The 19,483-nt window shown below is 49.1% G+C and carries 25 protein-coding genes; 8 read left to right on the top strand and 17 right to left on the bottom strand.

Features of this window, described 5'->3' with window-relative positions:
• Positions 1-2 precede the first annotated feature (2 nt).
• From SYK_RS02140 to SYK_RS02115, 6 genes are read left to right on the top strand one after another with little or no spacing between them, the layout of a single operon-like run.
• A complete protein-coding gene (locus SYK_RS02140; RefSeq protein ID WP_281761978.1) occupies positions 3-1,301 on the top strand; it encodes an alkaline phosphatase family protein in 1,299 nt (432 codons plus the stop codon).
• Entirely contained in the window at positions 1,302-3,437 is a 2,136-nt protein-coding gene (locus SYK_RS02135; protein WP_281761977.1) for an ATP-dependent helicase, read from the top strand.
• A 24-nt stretch (positions 3,438-3,461) separates the two neighbouring features.
• Positions 3,462-4,409 (top strand): thiamine-phosphate kinase, encoded by a 948-nt coding sequence (gene thiL / locus SYK_RS02130; protein WP_281761976.1) that lies wholly within the window; start codon positions 3,462-3,464, stop codon positions 4,407-4,409.
• Between the two features lie 21 nt (positions 4,410-4,430).
• Positions 4,431-4,835 carry a tRNA (N6-threonylcarbamoyladenosine(37)-N6)-methyltransferase TrmO gene (tsaA, locus tag SYK_RS02125; RefSeq protein ID WP_281761975.1) on the top strand — a complete coding sequence of 135 codons (405 nt, stop codon included), beginning with the start codon at positions 4,431-4,433 and terminating at the stop codon, positions 4,833-4,835.
• Positions 4,836-4,837: 2 nt separating this feature from the next.
• Positions 4,838-5,704 carry an alpha/beta fold hydrolase gene (locus tag SYK_RS02120; RefSeq protein ID WP_281761974.1) on the top strand — a complete coding sequence of 289 codons (867 nt, stop codon included), beginning with the start codon at positions 4,838-4,840 and terminating at the stop codon, positions 5,702-5,704.
• A gap of 8 nt (positions 5,705-5,712) precedes the next feature.
• Complete coding sequence (locus SYK_RS02115) at positions 5,713-6,282, top strand: chalcone isomerase family protein (RefSeq protein WP_281761973.1); 570 nt, start codon at positions 5,713-5,715, stop codon at positions 6,280-6,282.
• A 122-nt stretch (positions 6,283-6,404) separates the two neighbouring features.
• On the opposite strand, the gene SYK_RS02110 is transcribed toward SYK_RS02115, so the two are convergent.
• The 11 genes from SYK_RS02110 to SYK_RS02060 all read right to left on the bottom strand — a co-directional run bounded on the left by SYK_RS02110 (position 6,405) and on the right by SYK_RS02060 (position 13,928).
• Positions 6,405-6,977, bottom strand: a complete 573-nt coding sequence (locus SYK_RS02110; protein WP_281761972.1) for a DUF2179 domain-containing protein — start codon at positions 6,975-6,977, stop codon at positions 6,405-6,407.
• Positions 6,978-7,235: 258 nt separating this feature from the next.
• Positions 7,236-8,225: a ketol-acid reductoisomerase gene (gene ilvC / locus SYK_RS02105; protein WP_281761971.1), complete on the bottom strand. Its 990-nt coding sequence runs from the start codon at positions 8,223-8,225 to the stop codon at positions 7,236-7,238.
• A gap of 119 nt (positions 8,226-8,344) precedes the next feature.
• Positions 8,345-8,836, bottom strand: a complete 492-nt coding sequence (ilvN, locus tag SYK_RS02100) for an acetolactate synthase small subunit (protein WP_281761970.1) — start codon at positions 8,834-8,836, stop codon at positions 8,345-8,347.
• Positions 8,837-8,846: 10 nt separating this feature from the next.
• A complete protein-coding gene (gene ilvB, locus SYK_RS02095; RefSeq protein ID WP_281761969.1) occupies positions 8,847-10,538 on the bottom strand; it encodes a biosynthetic-type acetolactate synthase large subunit in 1,692 nt (563 codons plus the stop codon).
• A 3-nt stretch (positions 10,539-10,541) separates the two neighbouring features.
• Positions 10,542-10,772: a DUF465 domain-containing protein gene (locus SYK_RS02090; protein WP_281761968.1), complete on the bottom strand. Its 231-nt coding sequence runs from the start codon at positions 10,770-10,772 to the stop codon at positions 10,542-10,544.
• A 20-nt stretch (positions 10,773-10,792) separates the two neighbouring features.
• Positions 10,793-11,056, bottom strand: coding sequence for a DUF167 domain-containing protein (locus tag SYK_RS02085; protein WP_353618299.1), 264 nt, complete (start codon positions 11,054-11,056; stop codon positions 10,793-10,795).
• 60 nt (positions 11,057-11,116) lie between these two features.
• Positions 11,117-11,620: a DivIVA domain-containing protein gene (locus tag SYK_RS02080; protein WP_281761967.1), complete on the bottom strand. Its 504-nt coding sequence runs from the start codon at positions 11,618-11,620 to the stop codon at positions 11,117-11,119.
• Between the two features lie 22 nt (positions 11,621-11,642).
• Complete coding sequence (locus SYK_RS02075; protein ID WP_281761966.1) at positions 11,643-11,960, bottom strand: YggT family protein; 318 nt, start codon at positions 11,958-11,960, stop codon at positions 11,643-11,645.
• Positions 11,961-12,048: 88 nt separating this feature from the next.
• Positions 12,049-12,729, bottom strand: a complete 681-nt coding sequence (locus SYK_RS02070) for an HAD family hydrolase (protein WP_281761965.1) — start codon at positions 12,727-12,729, stop codon at positions 12,049-12,051.
• Positions 12,730-12,744: 15 nt separating this feature from the next.
• On the bottom strand, positions 12,745-13,527 hold the full coding sequence (locus SYK_RS02065; protein WP_281761964.1) for a hypothetical protein: 783 nt from the start codon (positions 13,525-13,527) through the stop codon (positions 12,745-12,747).
• Positions 13,528-13,544: 17 nt separating this feature from the next.
• Positions 13,545-13,928, bottom strand: a complete 384-nt coding sequence (locus SYK_RS02060; RefSeq protein ID WP_281761963.1) for a hypothetical protein — start codon at positions 13,926-13,928, stop codon at positions 13,545-13,547.
• A 226-nt stretch (positions 13,929-14,154) separates the two neighbouring features.
• Here SYK_RS02060 and SYK_RS02055 point away from each other — a divergent pair, with 226 nt between their 5' ends.
• Entirely contained in the window at positions 14,155-14,352 is a 198-nt protein-coding gene (locus SYK_RS02055) for a twin-arginine translocase TatA/TatE family subunit (RefSeq protein WP_281761962.1), read from the top strand.
• A gap of 75 nt (positions 14,353-14,427) precedes the next feature.
• On the opposite strand, the gene SYK_RS02050 is transcribed toward SYK_RS02055, so the two are convergent.
• Genes SYK_RS02050 through SYK_RS02040 form a run of 3 tightly spaced genes read right to left on the bottom strand, consistent with a single transcriptional unit; the run spans position 14,428 to position 16,833 of the window.
• Positions 14,428-14,997 (bottom strand): CDP-alcohol phosphatidyltransferase family protein, encoded by a 570-nt coding sequence (locus SYK_RS02050; protein WP_281761961.1) that lies wholly within the window; start codon positions 14,995-14,997, stop codon positions 14,428-14,430.
• Between the two features lie 21 nt (positions 14,998-15,018).
• Complete coding sequence (locus SYK_RS02045; protein ID WP_281761960.1) at positions 15,019-15,912, bottom strand: hypothetical protein; 894 nt, start codon at positions 15,910-15,912, stop codon at positions 15,019-15,021.
• 15 nt (positions 15,913-15,927) lie between these two features.
• Positions 15,928-16,833: a hypothetical protein gene (locus SYK_RS02040; protein WP_281761959.1), complete on the bottom strand. Its 906-nt coding sequence runs from the start codon at positions 16,831-16,833 to the stop codon at positions 15,928-15,930.
• Positions 16,834-16,989: 156 nt separating this feature from the next.
• Between SYK_RS02040 and SYK_RS02035 the strand changes: the two genes are divergently transcribed.
• Positions 16,990-17,478, top strand: a complete 489-nt coding sequence (locus SYK_RS02035) for a SixA phosphatase family protein (RefSeq protein ID WP_281761958.1) — start codon at positions 16,990-16,992, stop codon at positions 17,476-17,478.
• On the opposite strand, the gene miaA is transcribed toward SYK_RS02035, so the two are convergent.
• Genes miaA through rsmD form a run of 3 tightly spaced genes read right to left on the bottom strand, consistent with a single transcriptional unit; the run spans position 17,479 to position 19,483 of the window.
• Positions 17,479-18,408: a tRNA (adenosine(37)-N6)-dimethylallyltransferase MiaA gene (gene miaA, locus SYK_RS02030; protein ID WP_281761957.1), complete on the bottom strand. Its 930-nt coding sequence runs from the start codon at positions 18,406-18,408 to the stop codon at positions 17,479-17,481.
• Entirely contained in the window at positions 18,405-18,935 is a 531-nt protein-coding gene (coaD, locus tag SYK_RS02025; RefSeq protein ID WP_281761956.1) for a pantetheine-phosphate adenylyltransferase, read from the bottom strand. The genes miaA and coaD overlap by 4 nt, the downstream gene beginning before the upstream one ends.
• Positions 18,923-19,483: a 16S rRNA (guanine(966)-N(2))-methyltransferase RsmD gene (gene rsmD, locus SYK_RS02020; RefSeq protein WP_281761955.1), complete on the bottom strand. Its 561-nt coding sequence runs from the start codon at positions 19,481-19,483 to the stop codon at positions 18,923-18,925. Before rsmD ends, coaD begins: the two co-directional genes overlap by 13 nt.

The raw sequence follows: 19,483 nt of genomic DNA, 5'->3' as shown, positions 1-19,483 counted from the left end.
CAATGTCGATCCTGCTTTCTTCCAAATCTCGTAAACGACTGGTTGTTCTCGGTCTCGATGGAGTACCGCTCGACCTCGCCAAACGCCTCGGCCTGAGCCTGCCTAACATTGGCAGGCTCGCAAAACACGCGACCACAGTCCAAGCAGAGTTGCCGGAACTCTCACCTGTGAACTGGACAGCCTTCTTCACAGGTGAAGGGCCAGAAAAACACACCATTTTCGGTTTCTCCCACATGGACCCGCACACGTATCAACTACGGATCAGCAACAGCCATGACATAGACTGCCCGACCATCTTCGACCGGCTTGGTGAAAACGGCATCGTATCCCGTATCATTAATCTGCCGGGAACTTATCCTGTACGCCCGTTGCGTGGCATGTGCATATCAGGATTCGTATCTCTCGACCTTGAAAAAGCAGCTTACCCCACGTTTTTAAAAGAAAAAATCCGATCAATCGACTACAAACTGGAAGCTGATACCAATAAGGGACGAGACGATCTTGAATACCTTCTCACTGAATTACGCACGACCCTCGACTCCCGTTTAAAAGCACTGGATATGCTCTGGCCCGACCTTGGTTGGGACCTATTCGTTCACGTCTTCACCGAGACTGACCGACTCTTTCACTTCTTCATGGATGCAGTACTTCACGAAGACCACCCGGCACACTTTGAGTGCATGCGCTTTCTCGCAGACTGGGACTACGCCATTGGTCTTTTTCTTGAACGGTATGATGCACTCCCCGGCCCAAAGCGATTAATAGTGCTTGCCGACCACGGTTTCACGGAACTTAAAACCGAAGTATGCATAAACACATTGTTGAAACAGCAGGGGTTACTCTCACTCACAGGCTCGCCTGCCGACGAATGGGATGCCTCAAAAATTTCTTCTGAATCAAAGGCATTCGCCCTTGATCCCGGTCGTATATACATCCACTCGGTTGGACGTTTTGCCCGTGGATGTGTCGCAAAAGAGAATAAAAACAGTTTGATCGACACCATCAAACAAGGCCTGCTCCAGTTAAAGTACAACGGTGAGCCAGTTCTAAAAGCTGTACACGACAGAGATGAAATCTACCCCGGCACACAATCGGAACAGACACCCGATCTTATCTGTGAGCCACACCCTGGTTTTGATCTCAAAGCAAAATTTGATCGTAATGACATATTTGGTTTGCATGGACGAACAGGGACACATACGGTGGACGGAGCAATTTTTTCCGACACCGACGACTCGCGCCCAAAACGGATGCGCGACATTGGCAACACCATACTCCAACACTTTGATATTAAGAAATAAATGAGCATAGACTTCGAAAACGAACTTAATGAGGCACAGCGCGAGGCAGTCCAAACCACCGAAGGCCCGGTACTGGTCATCGCCGGTGCTGGATCCGGTAAGACACGCACCATCGTCTATCGATTGGCTCACCTTGTGGAATCAGGCGTCGACCCCAGTCAAATTCTCCTCCTGACTTTTACCCGTAAAGCTGCTCAGGAAATGCTGAACCGAGCTGAAATGATCCTCGGCCGCTCACTGCATGGCACCTCTGGTGGCACCTTTCATTCTTTTGCGTATGCGACTCTACGCCAAAATGCCATGGACATTGGATTCGACAACGGATTCACTCTCATGGACCGTGCCGACAGCGAGAATATATGCAAGGATGTCAAGGACAGCCTCAAGCTCGGCAAAGGAGACCGATCCTATCCGAGAAAATCCACCCTGCTGGACATGATCACCAAATCCCGCAACAAGGAATTGCCCATCGAGACCATCCTTGAGCGAGAGGCATACCACCTGAATTCCTATCTAGATGATCTCAATGAAATTTCTGATGGTTATGCTCATTTCAAGCGAAACCATGCGTTGATGGATTACGACGATCTTCTCTTTCTCGTCGACAAATTGCTGACGGAAAACAAGCCGCTGCGCAATCAACTCCAGACCAGATATCGCTACATCATGGTGGACGAATATCAGGATACCAACTTGGTTCAGGCTCGCATCGTCAAGCTTCTGGCCGGAGACAAAGGGAATGTTATGGCCGTGGGAGATGATGCCCAGTCCATTTATGCATTCCGTGGTGCCAACGTCGCCAACATTTTAAAATTCCCCCAAATTTTTAAAGACGCCAAAGTCATTCGTCTTGAAAAGAACTATCGATCTGTCCAACCCATCCTTGATTTGACCAATGAAATCCTCAAGGGCGCGACCATCAAATTTGATAAAAAACTCTATTCCGACCTCAAAAGCAATCATTTGCCTGAAGTAGTCCACCCACTCAGTGACCAAAGTCAGGCGAAACTTGTGGTGGATCAAATACTGGAATTTCGACGCAAATTTTCATTACATGATATAGCCGTCCTTTTCAGGGCAGGATATCAATCCTTCCCGCTCGAAGTGGCTTTGACACGCATCGGCATCGACTACCAAAAATACGGTGGCATCAGATTCCATGAGGCAGCCCACATCAAGGATGTGTTGTCCTATCTCCGCTTGGTGCTCAATCCACATGACCTGCTGGCATGGCAACGCGCTCTGGATCATATCAAGGGCGTCGGCCCCAAGACCGTGGCAAAAATATACAAAGCCATTCATGCCCGCGACAATAAATATCTTGGCAAGATGACCCAAAAGCACGAGCAGCTCGGAGAACTCCTTGGAGAACTCAATAAACTCCGTGCTACTCCGCCCAAGCCTTCCGCTATTTTAGAATCCATTCTGGCTTTCTATCAACCGATACTCACCGAAAAATACCCGGACGATTATCCCAAACGTCAGGCAGGATTGGAACAACTCAGCCAGATTGCAGTCAACTACTCTGACATGGAACAATTCCTTGGCGATCTCAGCCTGGATGGTGACCCGGAAGAGGAAAAACGCAAAGAAAACGCCGTGGTGCTTTCCACTGTCCACTCTGCCAAAGGGCTGGAATGGTCTGCGGTCATCATCATTGACCTTGTTGAAGACAGGTTCCCATCTCGCAAAGCCATGCAACGCGCCGAGGACCTTGAAGAAGAACGTCGCCTTATGTACGTGGCCTGCACCCGTGCCAAGAAATGTCTCAAGCTCTTTGTACCAAGCTCGGTTTACAACCGGGCCAGCGGCATGTCGGAACCGACCCTGCCAAGCCCGTTCATCCTTGAACTTCCCGATACGGTTTTCGACAGGATGAATGAATCTTATGGAGGCGGCCTGGAACAGAGACGCAAACGCGGCACAACCGGCGCAACGCCTTTATCACGGCCCAAGACCAATGAATCGGAGACTTCGACGACACCTAAAACTGATCCATCCAAACTCGGATTCTGCCGCCACAAAATATTCGGGAAAGGGAAAATCATCGCCCGCATCGAGCCCAATAAATGTAGAGTCAATTTCCCAGGATTCGGCCTCAAGGTCATCATCGAGGATTACCTCGAACTCATCTAACATACTGAATTGCAGAGATATGACATGAAAAGCGAAGCACAATTTCTTGAACTCATCGATACCCATTTCAAAGGGCACCATGACTTCGTCGCTTTGGGACGCGGCGACGATTGCGCTGTCCTGACTGGCGGCAAAGACCTCTGCGTCTCTTCCGATCTTTTTCTGGAGGATGTCCATTTCAGACACGAATATTTTTCCGCAGCCGACATTGGCTACAAAGCCCTAGCCGTGAACGTCAGCGATATTGCAGCCATGGGGGCCAAACCCGTGGCCTTTACCATGGACCTCATGATTCCCTCCAATCTGGACGACGAATTCTGGAACGACTTCTTCAAATCAATGAGCATGTTAGCCCGCCAAAACGACATGGTGCTGGCGGGCGGCGACCTGAGCAAAGCTGATAAACTCGGCATATCGATTTCCATTTTCGGTGTGGCTGGTTCAACCGGATTTCTCAAACGCCAAAACTGCGCATACGGCGACATTCTATTTACTATTGGAGACATAGGCTTAGCCCGTACGGGACTCATGGCTCTTGAAGCCACTGGGACAAAAGCCCGTGAAGCCTTACCTGCCGCAGTCCTTGCTCATCTGCGCCCCAAGCCGAAGGTCATGATCGGCACGCTGCTCAACGCTGCCGGCGTCAAAGGACTTATGGACGTATCAGACGGTCTGGCACGCGATCTTCCCCGCTTTCTTGGTCCAGAACTCGGCGCTGACCTGACCATTGAGACAAAGACCCTCAACAGCAACGTGATAACTTTTGCCCAGACCATCGACGTTGATCCTGTTGAATTTGCCCTGCTCGGCGGTGAGGACTATGCTCTGCTTGGCGCGGTTTCTCCTTTTGAAGCCGGAAAAGCTGAATCAGTACCCGGTTTTACCCGTATCGGTACAGTGACAAAAGAACCCGGCCTCACGGTCAATGGAAAAACCTTCACTACACCAGGATTCGATCACTTCAACGACTAATCATTTACATTGGAGGCTGACATGGACACCAATCTCGTTATCATAGGCATCATCCATTCCGACATAACCGATCTTGCCACAGCCCCAAAAATGGAAAATGAACCGGGAGCTGTGCGCGCCCGTATCGAGTTGGACCCGGCGTACAAAATAGGTCTGGATGCCATGGAAATCGGCGCACAATTAGAATTGTTCACCTGGTTGCACAAAGGTGATCGGACTACCCTCAAAGTTCACCCGCGAGGAGATCTAACCCAACCACAACGCGGAGTTTTTTCCACACGCTCTCCCTCCCGCCCCAATCCCATTGGATTACACAGGGTCACACTGGTCGCCATTGAAGAACCCCTGACACTTGTGGTGGAACCTTTAGAAGTTCTCGACGGGACACCCGTCATCGATATCAAGACGAAACCCAAAGGGTACTAGTTGTGGACCTGTTTGAGGCTGTGGAAAGCACTGGTGACAATCAGGTCGCCGGGTGGGTGCAAACCACAGATGGCATTCGCCTCTGGGTGACCATTCAAGGCACAGGACGACCTCTTGTTCTGCTGCACGGCTGGACCATGAGTTCTTTGTTCTGGAGACGCCAACTCACGCTGGCCGACCAATTTCAAGTTATTACCATCGACCTGCGTGGACACGGCAAATCACAGGATACTCCACGCGGACACACTCTGCCCCGATATGCAACCGATGTCCGAGAAGTCCTTATTGCACTGCACCTTCAAAACGTCATGCTTATTGGTTGGTCCATGGGTGGGTCGGTTGTCATGGAATACTGGACGCAATTCGGCCTGGACAAACTTTCAAACATCGGACTTGTCGAAACAGCCCCGGCCCCCATGTCTCCAGCACCATGGAACACCCACAAATGTCATGGGAACAATGCTGAAGCCATGCGCGATAACGTTAAAGCCATGCTCAAAGACCGCACGGCCTTCACTGACCAGTTTGCCAACACCATGTTTCTCTCAGGACAAGCTCCAAGCCATGCTCTCAGCTGGATGCAACGGGAACAGCTCAAGATATCACCACAAAATGCCGCGGTCATATATGAAGACTATGCCAACCGCGATTACACCCCAGTCCTACCGACAATCACTTGTCCGGCACTCATCATATATGGTCGTTCCCGGCACATGTGTTACGGCCCTTCAACAGGACGCTACGTGGCAGGGTCCATCCCGAACGCCCGCTTCGTCATCCTCGACAAGAGCGGTCATTTGCCATTCTATGAAGAACCTGATCTATTCAATGAAGCTTTGACCCATTTCATGCATCAAACGGCTTCCTAGGAGAACCAATGAGATCGTTGACCACTCTTTTCGCGACCCTGCTCCTGACCTTGATTATCTCAACCCCTGCCACGAGTGCGAGCAAAGCCGACGTGGTTATGCTCGATTCTCAAATGGTTGGTGACCAACAAATATTTCTCAACGGCATTGCTCTGCGTGAAAAATTCGTCTTTGACGTGTATGTGGCGGGTCTCTATCTCCTTGAGAAATCATCTGACCCAGCAGAGATTCTCCAACGAGACGAACCTCGTATGATGCTCATGCATTTCCTGCGTGATGTGGAGGCCAAAAAGATCATCGATGCATGGTATGAAGGGCTTGAAGCCAATGTGGAAAACGTCACGCCGGAACTCAAGGCGAAGTTCGACCAACTGGCCGCCATGATGACGGATATCAAGGAAAATCAAAGTATGGGATTCATATACAATCCCGTTACCGGCACCGATATCATGGTCGCCGATCAGCCCAAAGGCGCCATCCTTGGCAAGGACTTTGCCGACGCAATTCTCGCCACATGGATCGGACCAAAACCCGGTCCGGGGAAAAGCTTCAAGCAGGAAATTTTGGGACTGGAATAGGAAGAGGCTTACCAGCGGTCGCTTTCAGCAGGACCAAAGCCCCCTTTAAAAAGGGCTCTTTGGACTCTCCTAAACTTTTTATTACGCCGTCAGCGAAATTGAACGAACTTGTTTTGGCATAATTAGATTTGCGGAACGACTTTACGTATAGGACCAAGGAGTTTGTTAACTCGGCTACCAGACGGACTTGTAATGGCACTCGCGCCGCCTGCGGTTTCAAAGGTATAGAAAAGTTCGGGATCAACTTCTCGCGCAACGGCCAAAAGCTGTTTCATGTCTTTTCGTTTACAGACCACGAATTGCACAGTAACCGGGCCATCAGAACCTTCCCCTGCCACAGTAGTGATCATAAAACCTCCCTCTCGCACAGCCTGAGCAATCGAGTGTCCTTTCCATGCGCTGATGATACGCACAACTACATTACCGAGCGCAAGCTTCTTTTCAGCCATGATTCCCACCACATTGCCACATGCAAATCCCGCAGCATAACAAACGCCAAGAATAGGCTCATCACCGACCTTGAGCATCACTGTCGACGTACCAAAAACCCAGAGCGTCATCTCCAAACACCCCAAAAAAAATGCAGCACGCGACTCGCCAAGCACAGTCACCATGGTACGAACCGTCCCAAGTGTCAGGACAGCAACTTCAACACAAAAGATAAGTACGCCAAGAAAAAGGACATCCATATTCATCTCACAACCTCATATTCAAATTTGGATTGCGTGATCTATAGACGTTTCTTTCCACGGTCAAGTGTTTATTCCATCATCAAAATATCCACCTACAAAACGGCAATATAAAATTTGAGAAAAAGGATGAATGGGGAGCTGAAATAAGGAAGGAAGAGATCCTTTTCAAAGGGTTTTGTCCTCCCTTACCCCAACTGCCGGAGACAAAAAAAGGTCGATCCCATAAGGGACCGACCTTTTTAATACATGTCGATAAATGAACTACTTCTGCAACCAGCTCATCATTTCGCGGAGACGACCGCCAACTTCTTCGATCTGAGACTCTGCACCGATACGACGCATAGTCTTGAGACCAACCTGACCAGCCTGATTGTCGAGGATGAAATCACGAGCAAATTTACCTTCCTGAATGTCTTTCAGAACACGGCGCATTTCTTCACGAGTTTCATCAGTAATAATACGAGGGCCAGTGACGTAATCACCGTACTCGGCGGTGTCGGAGATGGAGTAACGCATCTTGGCCATACCGCCCTCGTACATGAGGTCAATGATCAGCTTAAGCTCATGCAAGCATTCAAAGTATGCAACTTCGGGCTGATATCCGGCTTCAACCAAAGTGTCAAAACCAGCTTTGCACAATGCAGTCAAACCACCACAAAGCACAGCTTGTTCGCCGAAGAGATCTGTCTCGGTCTCTTCCTTGAAGGTGGTCTCGATAACACCGGAACGGGTGCCGCCGATACCCTTGGCATATGCCAGCGCAATATCCATGGCCTTGCCGGAAGCGTCGGTTGCAACAGCGGCGAGGCAGGGAACAGCTCCACCTTCGGTGTAGGTACGACGCACAAGATGACCGGGGCCCTTAGGGGCGATCATAACGCAGTCAACACCCTTGGGTGGAACGATCTGCTGAAAATGCACGTTGAAACCGTGACCAAAGGCAATAACGTTGCCCTCTTCAAGGTGCGGAAGAATTTCATTGGCAAAAACAACAGCCTGATGCTGATCCGGCAGCAAAATCATGATCATGTCAGCCTGCTTGGAAGCTTCGGCAACGGACATTGGCTCAAAGCCGTGTTCCTTGGCAAGATCATAGTTGGGACCACCGGGACGCTGAGCCACGATGACGTTGACGCCAGAATCCCGAAGGTTCTGTGCGTGGGCATGACCCTGGCTGCCGTAACCGACAACGGCCACAGTCTTATCTTTCAACAAATTCAGGTCAGCATCTTTCTCGTAATACACTTTCATGGGAATTCTCTCCTCATATTTTTGCCCCGATGGGCCGCAATCTCTTGAATTATATAAACATGCACAAAAACCGGGCAAGGAGCAAAACCCCTGACCCGGTGTTGTTGCTTGGTTGCGAATTATAGATCGATTTGCATGGAACGCTGCATGGCAACATTGCCGGTGCGAGCGACTTCCTTGATACCAAAACGGGTAAGCAAATTGACGAGTGCGCCAATCTTGCCTTGGTCGCCCGTTACCTCAATGGTCAATTCGTCGACGCTGACGTCTACAACCTTGCACCTGAAGATGTCAACAATTCGTAGAATCTCTGCGCGTTTTGAATCTTCAGCATTGACCTTGATCAGGACCATTTCACGGTCCACGGAGTTCAGTTCAGTGAGATCTTTGACTTTTACAGTAGGTACAAGCTTACGAAGCTGCTTGACGATCTGTTCAACAATGGCATCGTCACCCTCAGCAACAATAGTCATGAGAGAAACGCCTTTTTCCAGAGTTGGCGCAACATTCAAAGAGTAGATATTAAAACCGCGCCCGGAAAACAATCCGGCCACGCGAGACAAAACACCCGGCTCATTTTCAACCATAACAGAAAGAGTATGCTTACTCATGGCGCGCCTCCTAAACCAACAACATCTCGGTCAGCGAAGCACCGGCCGGGACCATGGGGTAAACGTTTTCTTCTTTCTCGACACGAATGTCCACAATGACCGGTTTATCTACCTTAAAGGCTTCACGAAGGGTCGATTCGACATCCTTCTTTTCAGTCACCCGAAATCCGGCAGCACCATAGGCCTCGGCCAGCTTAACAAAATCAGGCTGTGCATCCATGCAGGTGGAACAGTAGTTTTTCTCATAGAAGAGCTCCTGCCACTGCCGGACCATGCCGAGATAGCCATTGTTAAGAATAATGATCTTCACGGGCAACTTATTGCATACCGCGGTCATCATCTCCTGAATACACATCTGGATGGAGCCGTCACCGGCAACATCAATAACCAGCTTGTCAGGGAAGGCGCGTTGTGCACCCAAAGCTGCGGGGAAACCGTAGCCCATGGTACCCAAACCACCCGACGTCAACAACGTGTTCGGCTGAGTGTACTTGTAGAACTGGGCAGCCCACATTTGGTTCTGCCCCACCTCGGTAGCGATAATCGCGTCACCTTTGGTGATTTCATAAATTTTTTCAACGACATACTGAGGTTTGATAGAAGCGCTGTCATCATTATATGTCAACGGGTGTTCAGCAGCCCAACCCTGAACCTTTTTCACCCAATCGCCATAACTGCCAGCCCAATCAAAATCGCTTAAGGTCGCTTCGGTCTCTTTCTTGAGCGCAGCCAATGCTGGTTTGCAATCCGCAACCAACGGCACATGAACAGACACGTTCTTCTGAATGGACGTCGGGTCCACATCAATATGAACGATCGTGGCGTTCGGTGCGAAGGTGTCTACCTTGCCGGTGACACGGTCATCAAACCGAGCGCCTACAGCCAACAGCAGATCACAATTATTCACAGCCATGTTGGCTGCATAGGTCCCATGCATACCGAGCATGCCAAGAAATAGATCATCATCGCCCGGAAATGCTCCCAACCCCATCAGAGTCGAAGTTACCGGAATATTGAGATTCTGCCCGAGCCATGTCAGTTCTTCATGACTACCAGAAGTGATAACGCCACCACCGGAGTAAAAAAGCGGTCGCTTGGCGTCCTTGAGGAGCTTAACCACCTTACGAATTTGGCCGACATGCGGTTTTTTCGTCGGTTTGTAACTGCGCATGGACACTTCTTCTGGATAACTAAACTCGGCAATCTGCTGCTGTACATCCTTAGGCAGGTCCACCAGCACCGGACCGGGACGACCGGTACGGGCCAAATAAAATGCTTGTTTGATGGTGGTAGCCAAATCTTCAATGTCCTGCACAAGATAATTGTGCTTGGTACACGGCCGGGTGATCCCCACGATATCCACTTCCTGGAACGCATCGTTTCCAATCAGTGCGCGGGGCACCTGACCTGTAAATATGACCACCGGAATGGAATCGGCATACGCGGTCGCGATACCAGTTACGGTATTGGTCGCGCCGGGGCCGGAAGTAACGAGACATACCCCGACTTGTCCAGTAGCCCTGGCATAGCCGTCTGCCGCATGAATAGCACCCTGCTCATGGCGTACTAGAATATGCTCTACAGATGACTTGGGTATTTCGTCATAAATATCGATGACGGCTCCACCAGGGAAACCGAACATGACATCAACTCCTTCCATTTCCAGACACTTAAGGAGAGTCTGGGCCCCGGACAATTTCATATCTTACGCCTCCGATTTGCGATATTTATCGAGCATGCTCTGCAACTGCGTCTTGCCAGCGAGCTTCTTCTTCTTGAGTTCCTTCATTTCTTGAACTTCAGTATCAGAAAGATAAGATTTGGATTCAAGCTTATCCAACATCTTTTCGTATGTAGCATGTTGTTCCCACAGAGCCTTCAGTTGTGTGTCTTTGGCCCCGTGCATCTCAATGATTTCAAGGTCTTTGGCTTCCATGTTCTGCTCCTTTTTACAGGTTATCGCGGTGCGGGTTCTGGAAGAAGGTTACTCCAATCCGGTTCCCCCGTCGGACTTATTGCCAGAAGCTTTCTCCGGTTGGTGTGCCCGGATACTATCGCCACCTGACTTTTTTTCACTTTCAACAATTCAGCCACAAACTTCACAAGACTCTTGTTCGCCTTGTTGTCTACAGCCGGGGCATTCAAACGTATCTTGGCACACCCCTGATACAATCCCGCCAAATCGCTCTTACGAGCTCCGGGCTGTACCCAGACAGCTATCTGCCAGCCGTCCTTGTGCCGACGTACAAATTCAGGTCTGGAAATAATCCAATCCCCGTTCTAGTCGACTTTTTTCAAATATTTCAACTTGGATTCCAACTCTTCCACCTTATCTCGCTCGGGACTGGACATCTCAAGCATTTCAAGGTGCGAGTTCAAAAGCCCTTTGAGTTGAATTTCAAACTGTGTCCGGCTTCTTTTCAAGCCTTCAATTTCCTCATGAATCTGCGCCAGACGGTTATGACCTTTCTGCACGGTCGCATCAGCCTTGGCCCGAGCTTCATCAAGAATCAACTGGGCCTCTTTGCTGGCTGCCACCTTGAGATCATCCACCATCTTCTGCGTACTCATGAGTGTATCACGCAATGTTTCATCACGCTGTCGATACTCCACCAACGTCTTTTCCAATCGCTTGACCTTTTTGCGCATATCCTTTCGGTTATCCGCAAAATCGCCCAGAACTTCAGCCAGTTCCATCATAAACTGATCCACTTCCACGCGAGAATATCCAAACATTCCACGTGAAAACTGTTTGTTAAGCAAATCAATCTTGGAAACAGTCATGGCAGTCCTCCTGTGTGGTCGGCTACATGGGTACGCCAGTACTCATGGAGTACGCGAGGCGGTAGAGATTTTCGACCACAACGATCTTGCACACCTGAATGGCAAGAATCACCACGATGGGCGAAAGATCAAAACCACCGACAACGGCAAACGGAAGCCACCGGCGAATCTTGTAGAAAACCGGTTCCGTTACACCACGCAAAAAACGCACGATGGGATTGTACGGGTCAGGATTGACCCAGGAAAGCAATGCAGAAATGATAACGATCCAAAAGTATATCGTAAGGACAGTGTTGGTAATATACGCCGTCGCTTGGACTAACGAGCCCAGAAAATCCATATATCCTCCAAAATCATAAGGATACCTTTGTATCCGCCATTAATACCAATGTGGTCAATTTCGCACACAGCATAGTAAGAATCAAGTCTTAAAACGACTGTCTACGCCCTTTATAGCACCTTTGCATGGCCGCCTTGATAGCCCAGAAATCATCAATGTGGACTTCAGCAGTCATATTTGCATCTTTATATGCCCAAAAACGGACTCCAGCCGCCCGAGCAGTTTTCTCGTCCACGATGGAATCTCCTATGTAGGCAACCTCGTGGGGTTGAACACTATGTTCCCGCATAATTGTAAATATTCCTTCAGGATGAGGCTTTGGAACACAAACTTTATCCGACGTCATGACCGGATAGAAAAAACCTTCAAGGTCCATCATAGTCAAAATGCCATCCATGGTATCACCTCGGCTGGTATTCACAGCCAAGCCGAAGCCTGCATCACGCAACCACCACAAAAATTCACGAACCCCATCTGACCGTTTAAGATATTGATGCAACGACGATGAATCAAAAGCCTTCACAAGCTTCCACGCTTCATCAAACAGATCTTCTGGCACGATACGGGTCACAGCCTCTTTATGAGTCCGCGTATGTACATAGTATTTTTCCTCATCAGAGAGAGGAGGCAACCCCAATTCCTTTCTGATTGTCCCGTAATAATGCATGTTGGCTTCATAAGAATCTATGAGCACCCCGTCACAATCGAAAACAATAGTCTTGAGGCCCCCGAGTATATCCGGGTTCATTATCTCGTTGGCAAGCGCCATCAATATCTCCTAAAATTATTTAAGGATTCCGACAGTCACACTCTTGAGCGCAGTGGGCGTGCCTTCCGGCGCTCTGCGCCGTCCAGCAAACTTCCATGCTGGTAATGTTGCTGTAAGCATCCCGTCCTCATTCTCGGAAAATTCGATGTCGAGTTCTTCCCATGCATCAATGATTTCACTGTTGGAGCAAACCAGCGTCGTGTCTTCAGGAATAAACGCAGGCAACGCCTCAACTACTCGTTGCCACGGAAGCGGAATGGTCTGGCCGTCTGACACGCCGCCCGTATGACTTTGCGCATTGCCAAGATCGACAACACGCTCATTAATACGATCTTCGTCATCCACTCCCAAAGTAGTATCCATGGACTTCCAACGGGCCTTAATCCCCTTCTCCAATCCGGACAACTCAATCATGCGCTCTTCAAAGAACCAAGCCAGCAACAAAATGAACTGTGCCTTGGACCGAGCTTCCTTTTCTTCGCGCTCCTGCTTGGAGCCTTGACCATCGTCAAACTGCCGGGTGAGCTGTGCCTGAATAGACATGCTCGACCCTTCATAAAAATCATCCGTAGTTACAGCTCCGAAATAAGCCATCTCGCTGGGATCTTTAAACTGTTCACCAAAATTGATACAATCATTGATAAGCGCAGTCGCAGTATTGTGATCAAGCGGCAAATCCTCGGGGCGAAACGCTTGGTCGAATGACGCTTCATTCAAACCGGGATCGAGGAATTTGAGGCCTTTCAACGGACCATTTGTCCACAATTCAGGGTGCAGATTGGGAAAAGAGAGCAGCATGTATATTCTCCTAATTTCTATTCTTCATCATGTTCGGGGATTGCAATTTCGTAATGACGACAACGACCATAGCATTTAGGCAGACCGTGAATACAGATGGCATCCAATTGATTGCGACATCCCGGAGGTTCCACACCGGGTTCATAGGTATACATCTGACAATGGAACACATCTCGGGCCATTCTTTGAAACTGTCGGTCCCATAAATCGGGTACAGCTTTCTGTTCGACGCCAAAGAACTCCGCCCGAGCAAGAAAATCGTCGAACTTCGATTCCCATTTTTTAAGGACCTGACATCGCCAGGACTGGGTGTATCCAGGGTTGAGACGCTCCTCATACAGGCATCGTCCTCGAACGTAATAAGTACATCCGTCACCCGGCAATCGCTTTATATCATTCATGGTCGCTCATTATATATGTATATGGGCTGCAAAAGTAAAAATACACAGTTCCCGGACTTCGAAGATGTAAGACCCATGCCCTTGATTGTAAAGGACGAAGCGCCCCTTTTCTCCCCGTGGTGCCAGGTCAGGAAAAGAGTTCACGTCCTTGACTGAGCATTTGCTCGGGTGTATAGCCTCAGTCAACAAATAATCACGTGGACTTTCACCAAATTGGAGGCAATATATGATCGGCGGATTCGGAGTTTGGGAACTGTTGATAATTCTCGTTATCGTCCTGGTCATCTTTGGTGCCAAGAAATTGCCTGAAATTGGCGGTGGCATCGGTAAAGCAATCAGCAATTTCAAAAAAGCGACTAACGAACCTGACGAAATTGACGTCACCCCAAGAGAAGAAAAAGACGAAGACAAGAAAGAAAGCTAGCCCACGTTCAATCTTTCAAATGCTATTTAAACCCGGTTGCCATGCAGCCGGGTTTTTCTTTATGAAATTGGATGTTTATTGTCCGCCGGACTCTTCAGAAAAAAGTTCAAAACCGCGGCGCACATAGGCAATCCCGGATATAACCGTGACAACCCCCGTCACCCCGACCATGAACAATTGAATTAAGGGGAAATCCAACCCAAAAGACCGTTGTATCATGACAAAAATAACCAAAAAGATTTGTGCGGCTGTGGTAAACTTACTGATCCAAATAGGCTTGATACGGCTACGAACCTCAATTCCCCAAAAATGAAGTACGGCCAAGCCCCCGACAATGATGACATCGCGGCTGACAACCAACACGGTAAACCAAGGAGGAATCCAACCCTTGAGGGCTAGGCAAAGAAAAGATGTAACAAGCAAGACCTTGTCGGCAAGCGGATCGAGCATGGCACCAAGCTGTGTCCGCTGATCCCATATTCTGGCCAAAAACCCATCGAGTGCGTCGGTCAAGCCGGCTATAGCAAAAAGTATCCAGGCAAAATTGAAATTCTCTGAAATATACGCCATGACAAAAGCCGGAGTCAGCAGAATCCGAATAATGGTCAAAATATTGGGAACAGTCCAAATGGCATCACGCGACACGGTGACATCTCCTCCTAACTCTTAATCTCCCTGCGTCATTTGAAACGTCAAACCACGCTGCGGCAAAAACGACTGCAATAGCATGTCCAGTCGGTCACGATTCAGGATATTCACATCCCAAGTTGCACCTGTGCCAGTAGGCTGCATGTCCATTTCCACCAACCGAGCCTCCTGAACGGCAGAATCCCATCCTCTCAAGACACGATCAAATTCCAGAATTCCGTCGGGTGAAAACCATCCAGAAATAGTGAGCAATTGCGTTTTGGCCGGAGCAATCTTCGATTGAGACTGATCAAAATACCGTGCCCAGAGATCAACCCAGACCACCGCTAGGTCCTTGTTGATGCTAAGCCACTCTCGATTATCCAGAATCATGCGCCCTTTATAGGCTTTTTCCTTGGTATATTCCAGAAAGAAGGCGGGATACGTACCGTCTTCCAATTCCAAACCAGTCATGGTGATAAGACCTTGCAAAACAGCCATTTCATCACCGGAAATATCTTCAGGCCAGGCCACTGATGCCACCAACGGTGATTTCAACGTCTGGAAAAGTCCTAATTTTTTCAAACCATCTCGAAGTGTTCGCTTGTTAATACGCACGTCCATACGCATTTCAAGGCCTTCATCGACTTCCTTGGAAGAGAGCAATTTGTATCCCTGAATATACGGCTTGGCGTGCCCTGTCAGATACATTTTTAAGGCTTCGGCACGCAATGCGTCCAATCCGGGCAACATAACTTGGGCCTCATCCAGTACAGCCAAGGCAAATCCTTCAGCCATGGCACGGGTGCGCATCTCCATGGGAGACACATTTTCTTCTACAGGCCGAAAGACATCCACGGTGCCTGCTCCTGCCATGGAAGGAAAAATCATGAGGCACATCAAAAAACAACAAATTCTCAAAATAGTCTGCATTATCTCAACTCGCGCTTATTCGCTTTCGGTTTCAACAGTTTCAAGGGTTTCAACGGGCGCGGCTTCGTCCACGACAATAACAACTGCACAATTCGCAACAATATTCCCGGACTTCATAATGGCACGAACTAACCGGGCCATTGATGTCTCAATAATTATATCGGTCCGCCAAGAACCGTACGCACGGACCGCTTTGACCCGCAAAGGGTTATTACCCACGCGCTCTTTAAGAACTGCCAAATCGGATGTATTCGCATACGCTACGACGCCCTTATTCACAGCATTGGCCCTGCTCACCAGAAATGCACCGTAAGCACCAAGCCCCTCGCTCCCGTAAATAACAGGAGTCAGTGCGGGCGTAACTTTCATGCCACGAGCGTCGATAATAACACCGGAATATCCTGTTACAGCAGAACCAACCGCTTCTAACTCCGTAACATCCTGTTCCATATATGTAGACAATTTCGGAGAGATGCCACTTTGAAACTGAATGGTTGTCGGTAAAATCAACTCAGCCAGCTTGCCTCTAAAACGCTCGGAGACCAGAACGGTTCCTTCGGCATCCAGATGGGACGGTCCTTGGAAAAGAGAATTGTGAACAAGTCCCCTTACCTGACTGCCTAGCACTCGATTATCAGCAAGAGCACTGCCGACCGTCTGCTTGGCACTGATTCGTGTGGTTAAAACCATATCAAGCAAAAGCCGACGAGCCTTGGAAGCCGCCTTGCGCACGGCCAGCGGCGTATATGGCGTCGCTTCATCATTACTTTTTTCGACAGCTTGAACAACAGAGAGTTCGCCATTACCCCAAGCAATAGCTCCCTCTTTTCCGAAAGACTGCACATGCCCTTGAAAGGCTTGCGCCACAGGAGAAAAGATAAACAATGACAACAAAATGGGAATAACAAGACGAAATGACATGTATATAGTGTCCTCAAGTATTCAAAACCGCATGCGGTGTGGGATATCAAACTCCATCGGATGTATCGTGGTTGCCGCTTTTCTGCAAGCAGCTTGCCGCGCCCTGACGCGAGTGATACATTTCCAAAATACGGCAACCAAACAGTGGAGTTACGCATGCTTATCCATTTAATGCAACATGGCGTCTGCCTATCCAAAGAGCTTGACCCGCACCAACCTTTAAGTCCGGTAGGCCGAGAACAAATTGAAAAATCGGCACGCGCCGCACAAATTCTGGGCCTACGTTTCGAGCTTGTAGTCGCCAGCCCTAAAGTCCGCTCTCTGGAAACAGCCAAAATCATGGCTGAACAAACAGGCTATCCGTCCTCTAGGATTCAGGTGACCGATGTGGTCAAGGCAATGACACCAGCAAAAAAAACATTAGATTATATAAGGGATTACAACGGGTTGGAGTCAATCCTCATTGTGGGACACCTTCCCTCACTCGGAGCACTTGCTTCCCACATACTGACGACAATAACACCAGTGGACATCGCTATCGAAAACGGCGGTCTCATGCAGTTACAGATGAACATGAAAGAAACCTACGGCACATTGAACTGGTATCTGACGCCAACACAACTAGCCGTTATCGGACTGAATTGATCAATTGAATTCAGCCAGCCATTGCTCCACATGGTTGGCGATGTCATTATTTGCTCCCGGTGCAAACCAATGAATATCGGATTCTTTTTTGAACCATGTAATCTGCCGTTTAGCATAGGCCCGCGTGTTTTTGATCCACATATTTCGAACATCACTCAGCGGGATTTCGTCCCGCAGAAAAGCCAACAGTTCCGAACATCCTATGCCGGTCCATCCTGGCGCTTTGCCATCTGAACACTTCGCATACGCCCGCGTGGCTTCATCCACCGCTCCCTGCTCCAACATCCCACCGATCCGCTTGGCCAAATGCGGTGTGAGTTCATTCAAATCAATCTTCATGCCGATTTTAAGAGCTTCATACGGTGCCGGGGCATGTTCACTTTCAGTGTGCCACCATGTCATGTTTTTCCCCGTCGCCAGAAAAACTTCTGCGGCACGAGCGTTACGCTGCGTATCATTGGGGTGAATCTTGGCAGCATAGTCAGGATCGTTCTTTGTCAACTCTGTGTGTAAAATCTGCGGGCCCTCGGCTTTGACTCGATCAAGAACCTGCTGCCGAATCTCAGCCGGTATTTCAGGAATGGGTGCAATCCCGGAAAGCAAAGACCGAAGATACATCCCGGTCCCGCCCACCAATATGGGCAAACGGCCTTGTGAACGTACCTCTTCGATCTTCTCAACAGCCAGCGCCACAAATCGGGCAGCCGTCATCTTCTCTTCAGTCCCCAAAAATCCATACAACAAATGAGGGCAAGCAGCCTGTTCCTCGACATCGGGTTGCGCCGTTATAAGCGGAAAATCGCGATACACCTGTCGAGAATCAAAATTGATAACACTGGCGTCCATGCACTTGGCAATAGCAATAGCTGCAGCGGTCTTTCCGGTTCCCGTGGGACCAAGAAGGCAAACTATGGGAGGCTTTTTACTCATTTCCCTTTCTTCTTTTTGCCGCCGCACCCGTATGTGAAGCCATATTTAATATTCAAGGCCTTGACCACAGGACCGGGGACCAATCCGCAAACATCACCGCCGTAATGGGCAACTTCTTTCACAATGGTGGAACTCAAATACATCCATTTAAAATCAGTCATCATAAAGACTGTCTCAATTTCACGCTCCAATTTGCGATTCATGAGTGCCATCTGAAATTCATACTCGAAATCGGAAACCGCACGCAGGCCGCGCATAATGGTTCCAGCTCCCTTGCTCTCCACATAATCAATCAACAAACAATCAAACGGCTCGACAATAACATTCGGCTCATCGCGAAAAACTTCTTTTGCCAATTCAACCCGTTCCCCGATGGAAAACAGCGTCTTCTTCGGCGTGCTTTCAGCCACGGCAAGAATCACGGTATCAAAAACCTGAAGACCACGCCGAGTCAAACTGACATGGCCCATGGTCAAAGGGTCAAAAGTTCCGGGGTAAACAGCCGTGCGATGGTTTAATTCCGCCATAAAAGTATCCTGGTTTGACCGTATTCACGGTCAGTTAACAATTCCATTTCCGCAATAGGTCCTTCGAGTGGAGCACTAATAGCTGTCTCCACTTCGGCCAGGACTAATGCGCCGGGTGCAATCCACCCTTTTTTCAACGCCTTCTCCAAAGCCGGGACCAATAAGTCCTTTCCATAGGGCGGGTCAATGAAAACCAGATCAAAAGGCGTATCAGGTTTCTTGGACAATACACCAAAAAGGTCCTTGCTGACCACCTTGACGCATTTTTTCTCCACGCCAAGGTCAGACAAATTTTTTCGTATCAACCCTGCGGCCTTTGAACTTTTCTCTATAAACCAGGCAGTTGTCACGCCACGACTCAGGCATTCCATTCCCAAGCTTCCTGAACCGGCAAACATGTCGATGACACGCACGTCCGAAAAACCCACTCCCCGCGCCATCAGCATGGAAAAAATGGATTCACGAACTTTCATTGTGGCCGGTCTATACCCCGGCCCCTCGCAGGTTTTGAGCCTACGTCCTTTGTATTTTCCACCAACTATTCGCAT

It is taken from the genome of Pseudodesulfovibrio nedwellii (assembly GCF_027923765.1).
In the GTDB taxonomy this organism is placed as follows: Bacteria; Desulfobacterota; Desulfovibrionia; order Desulfovibrionales; family Desulfovibrionaceae; genus Pseudodesulfovibrio; species Pseudodesulfovibrio nedwellii.
Note: the sequence above shows the minus strand (reverse complement) of the source record. Positions and strands in the feature narration are given on the sequence as shown.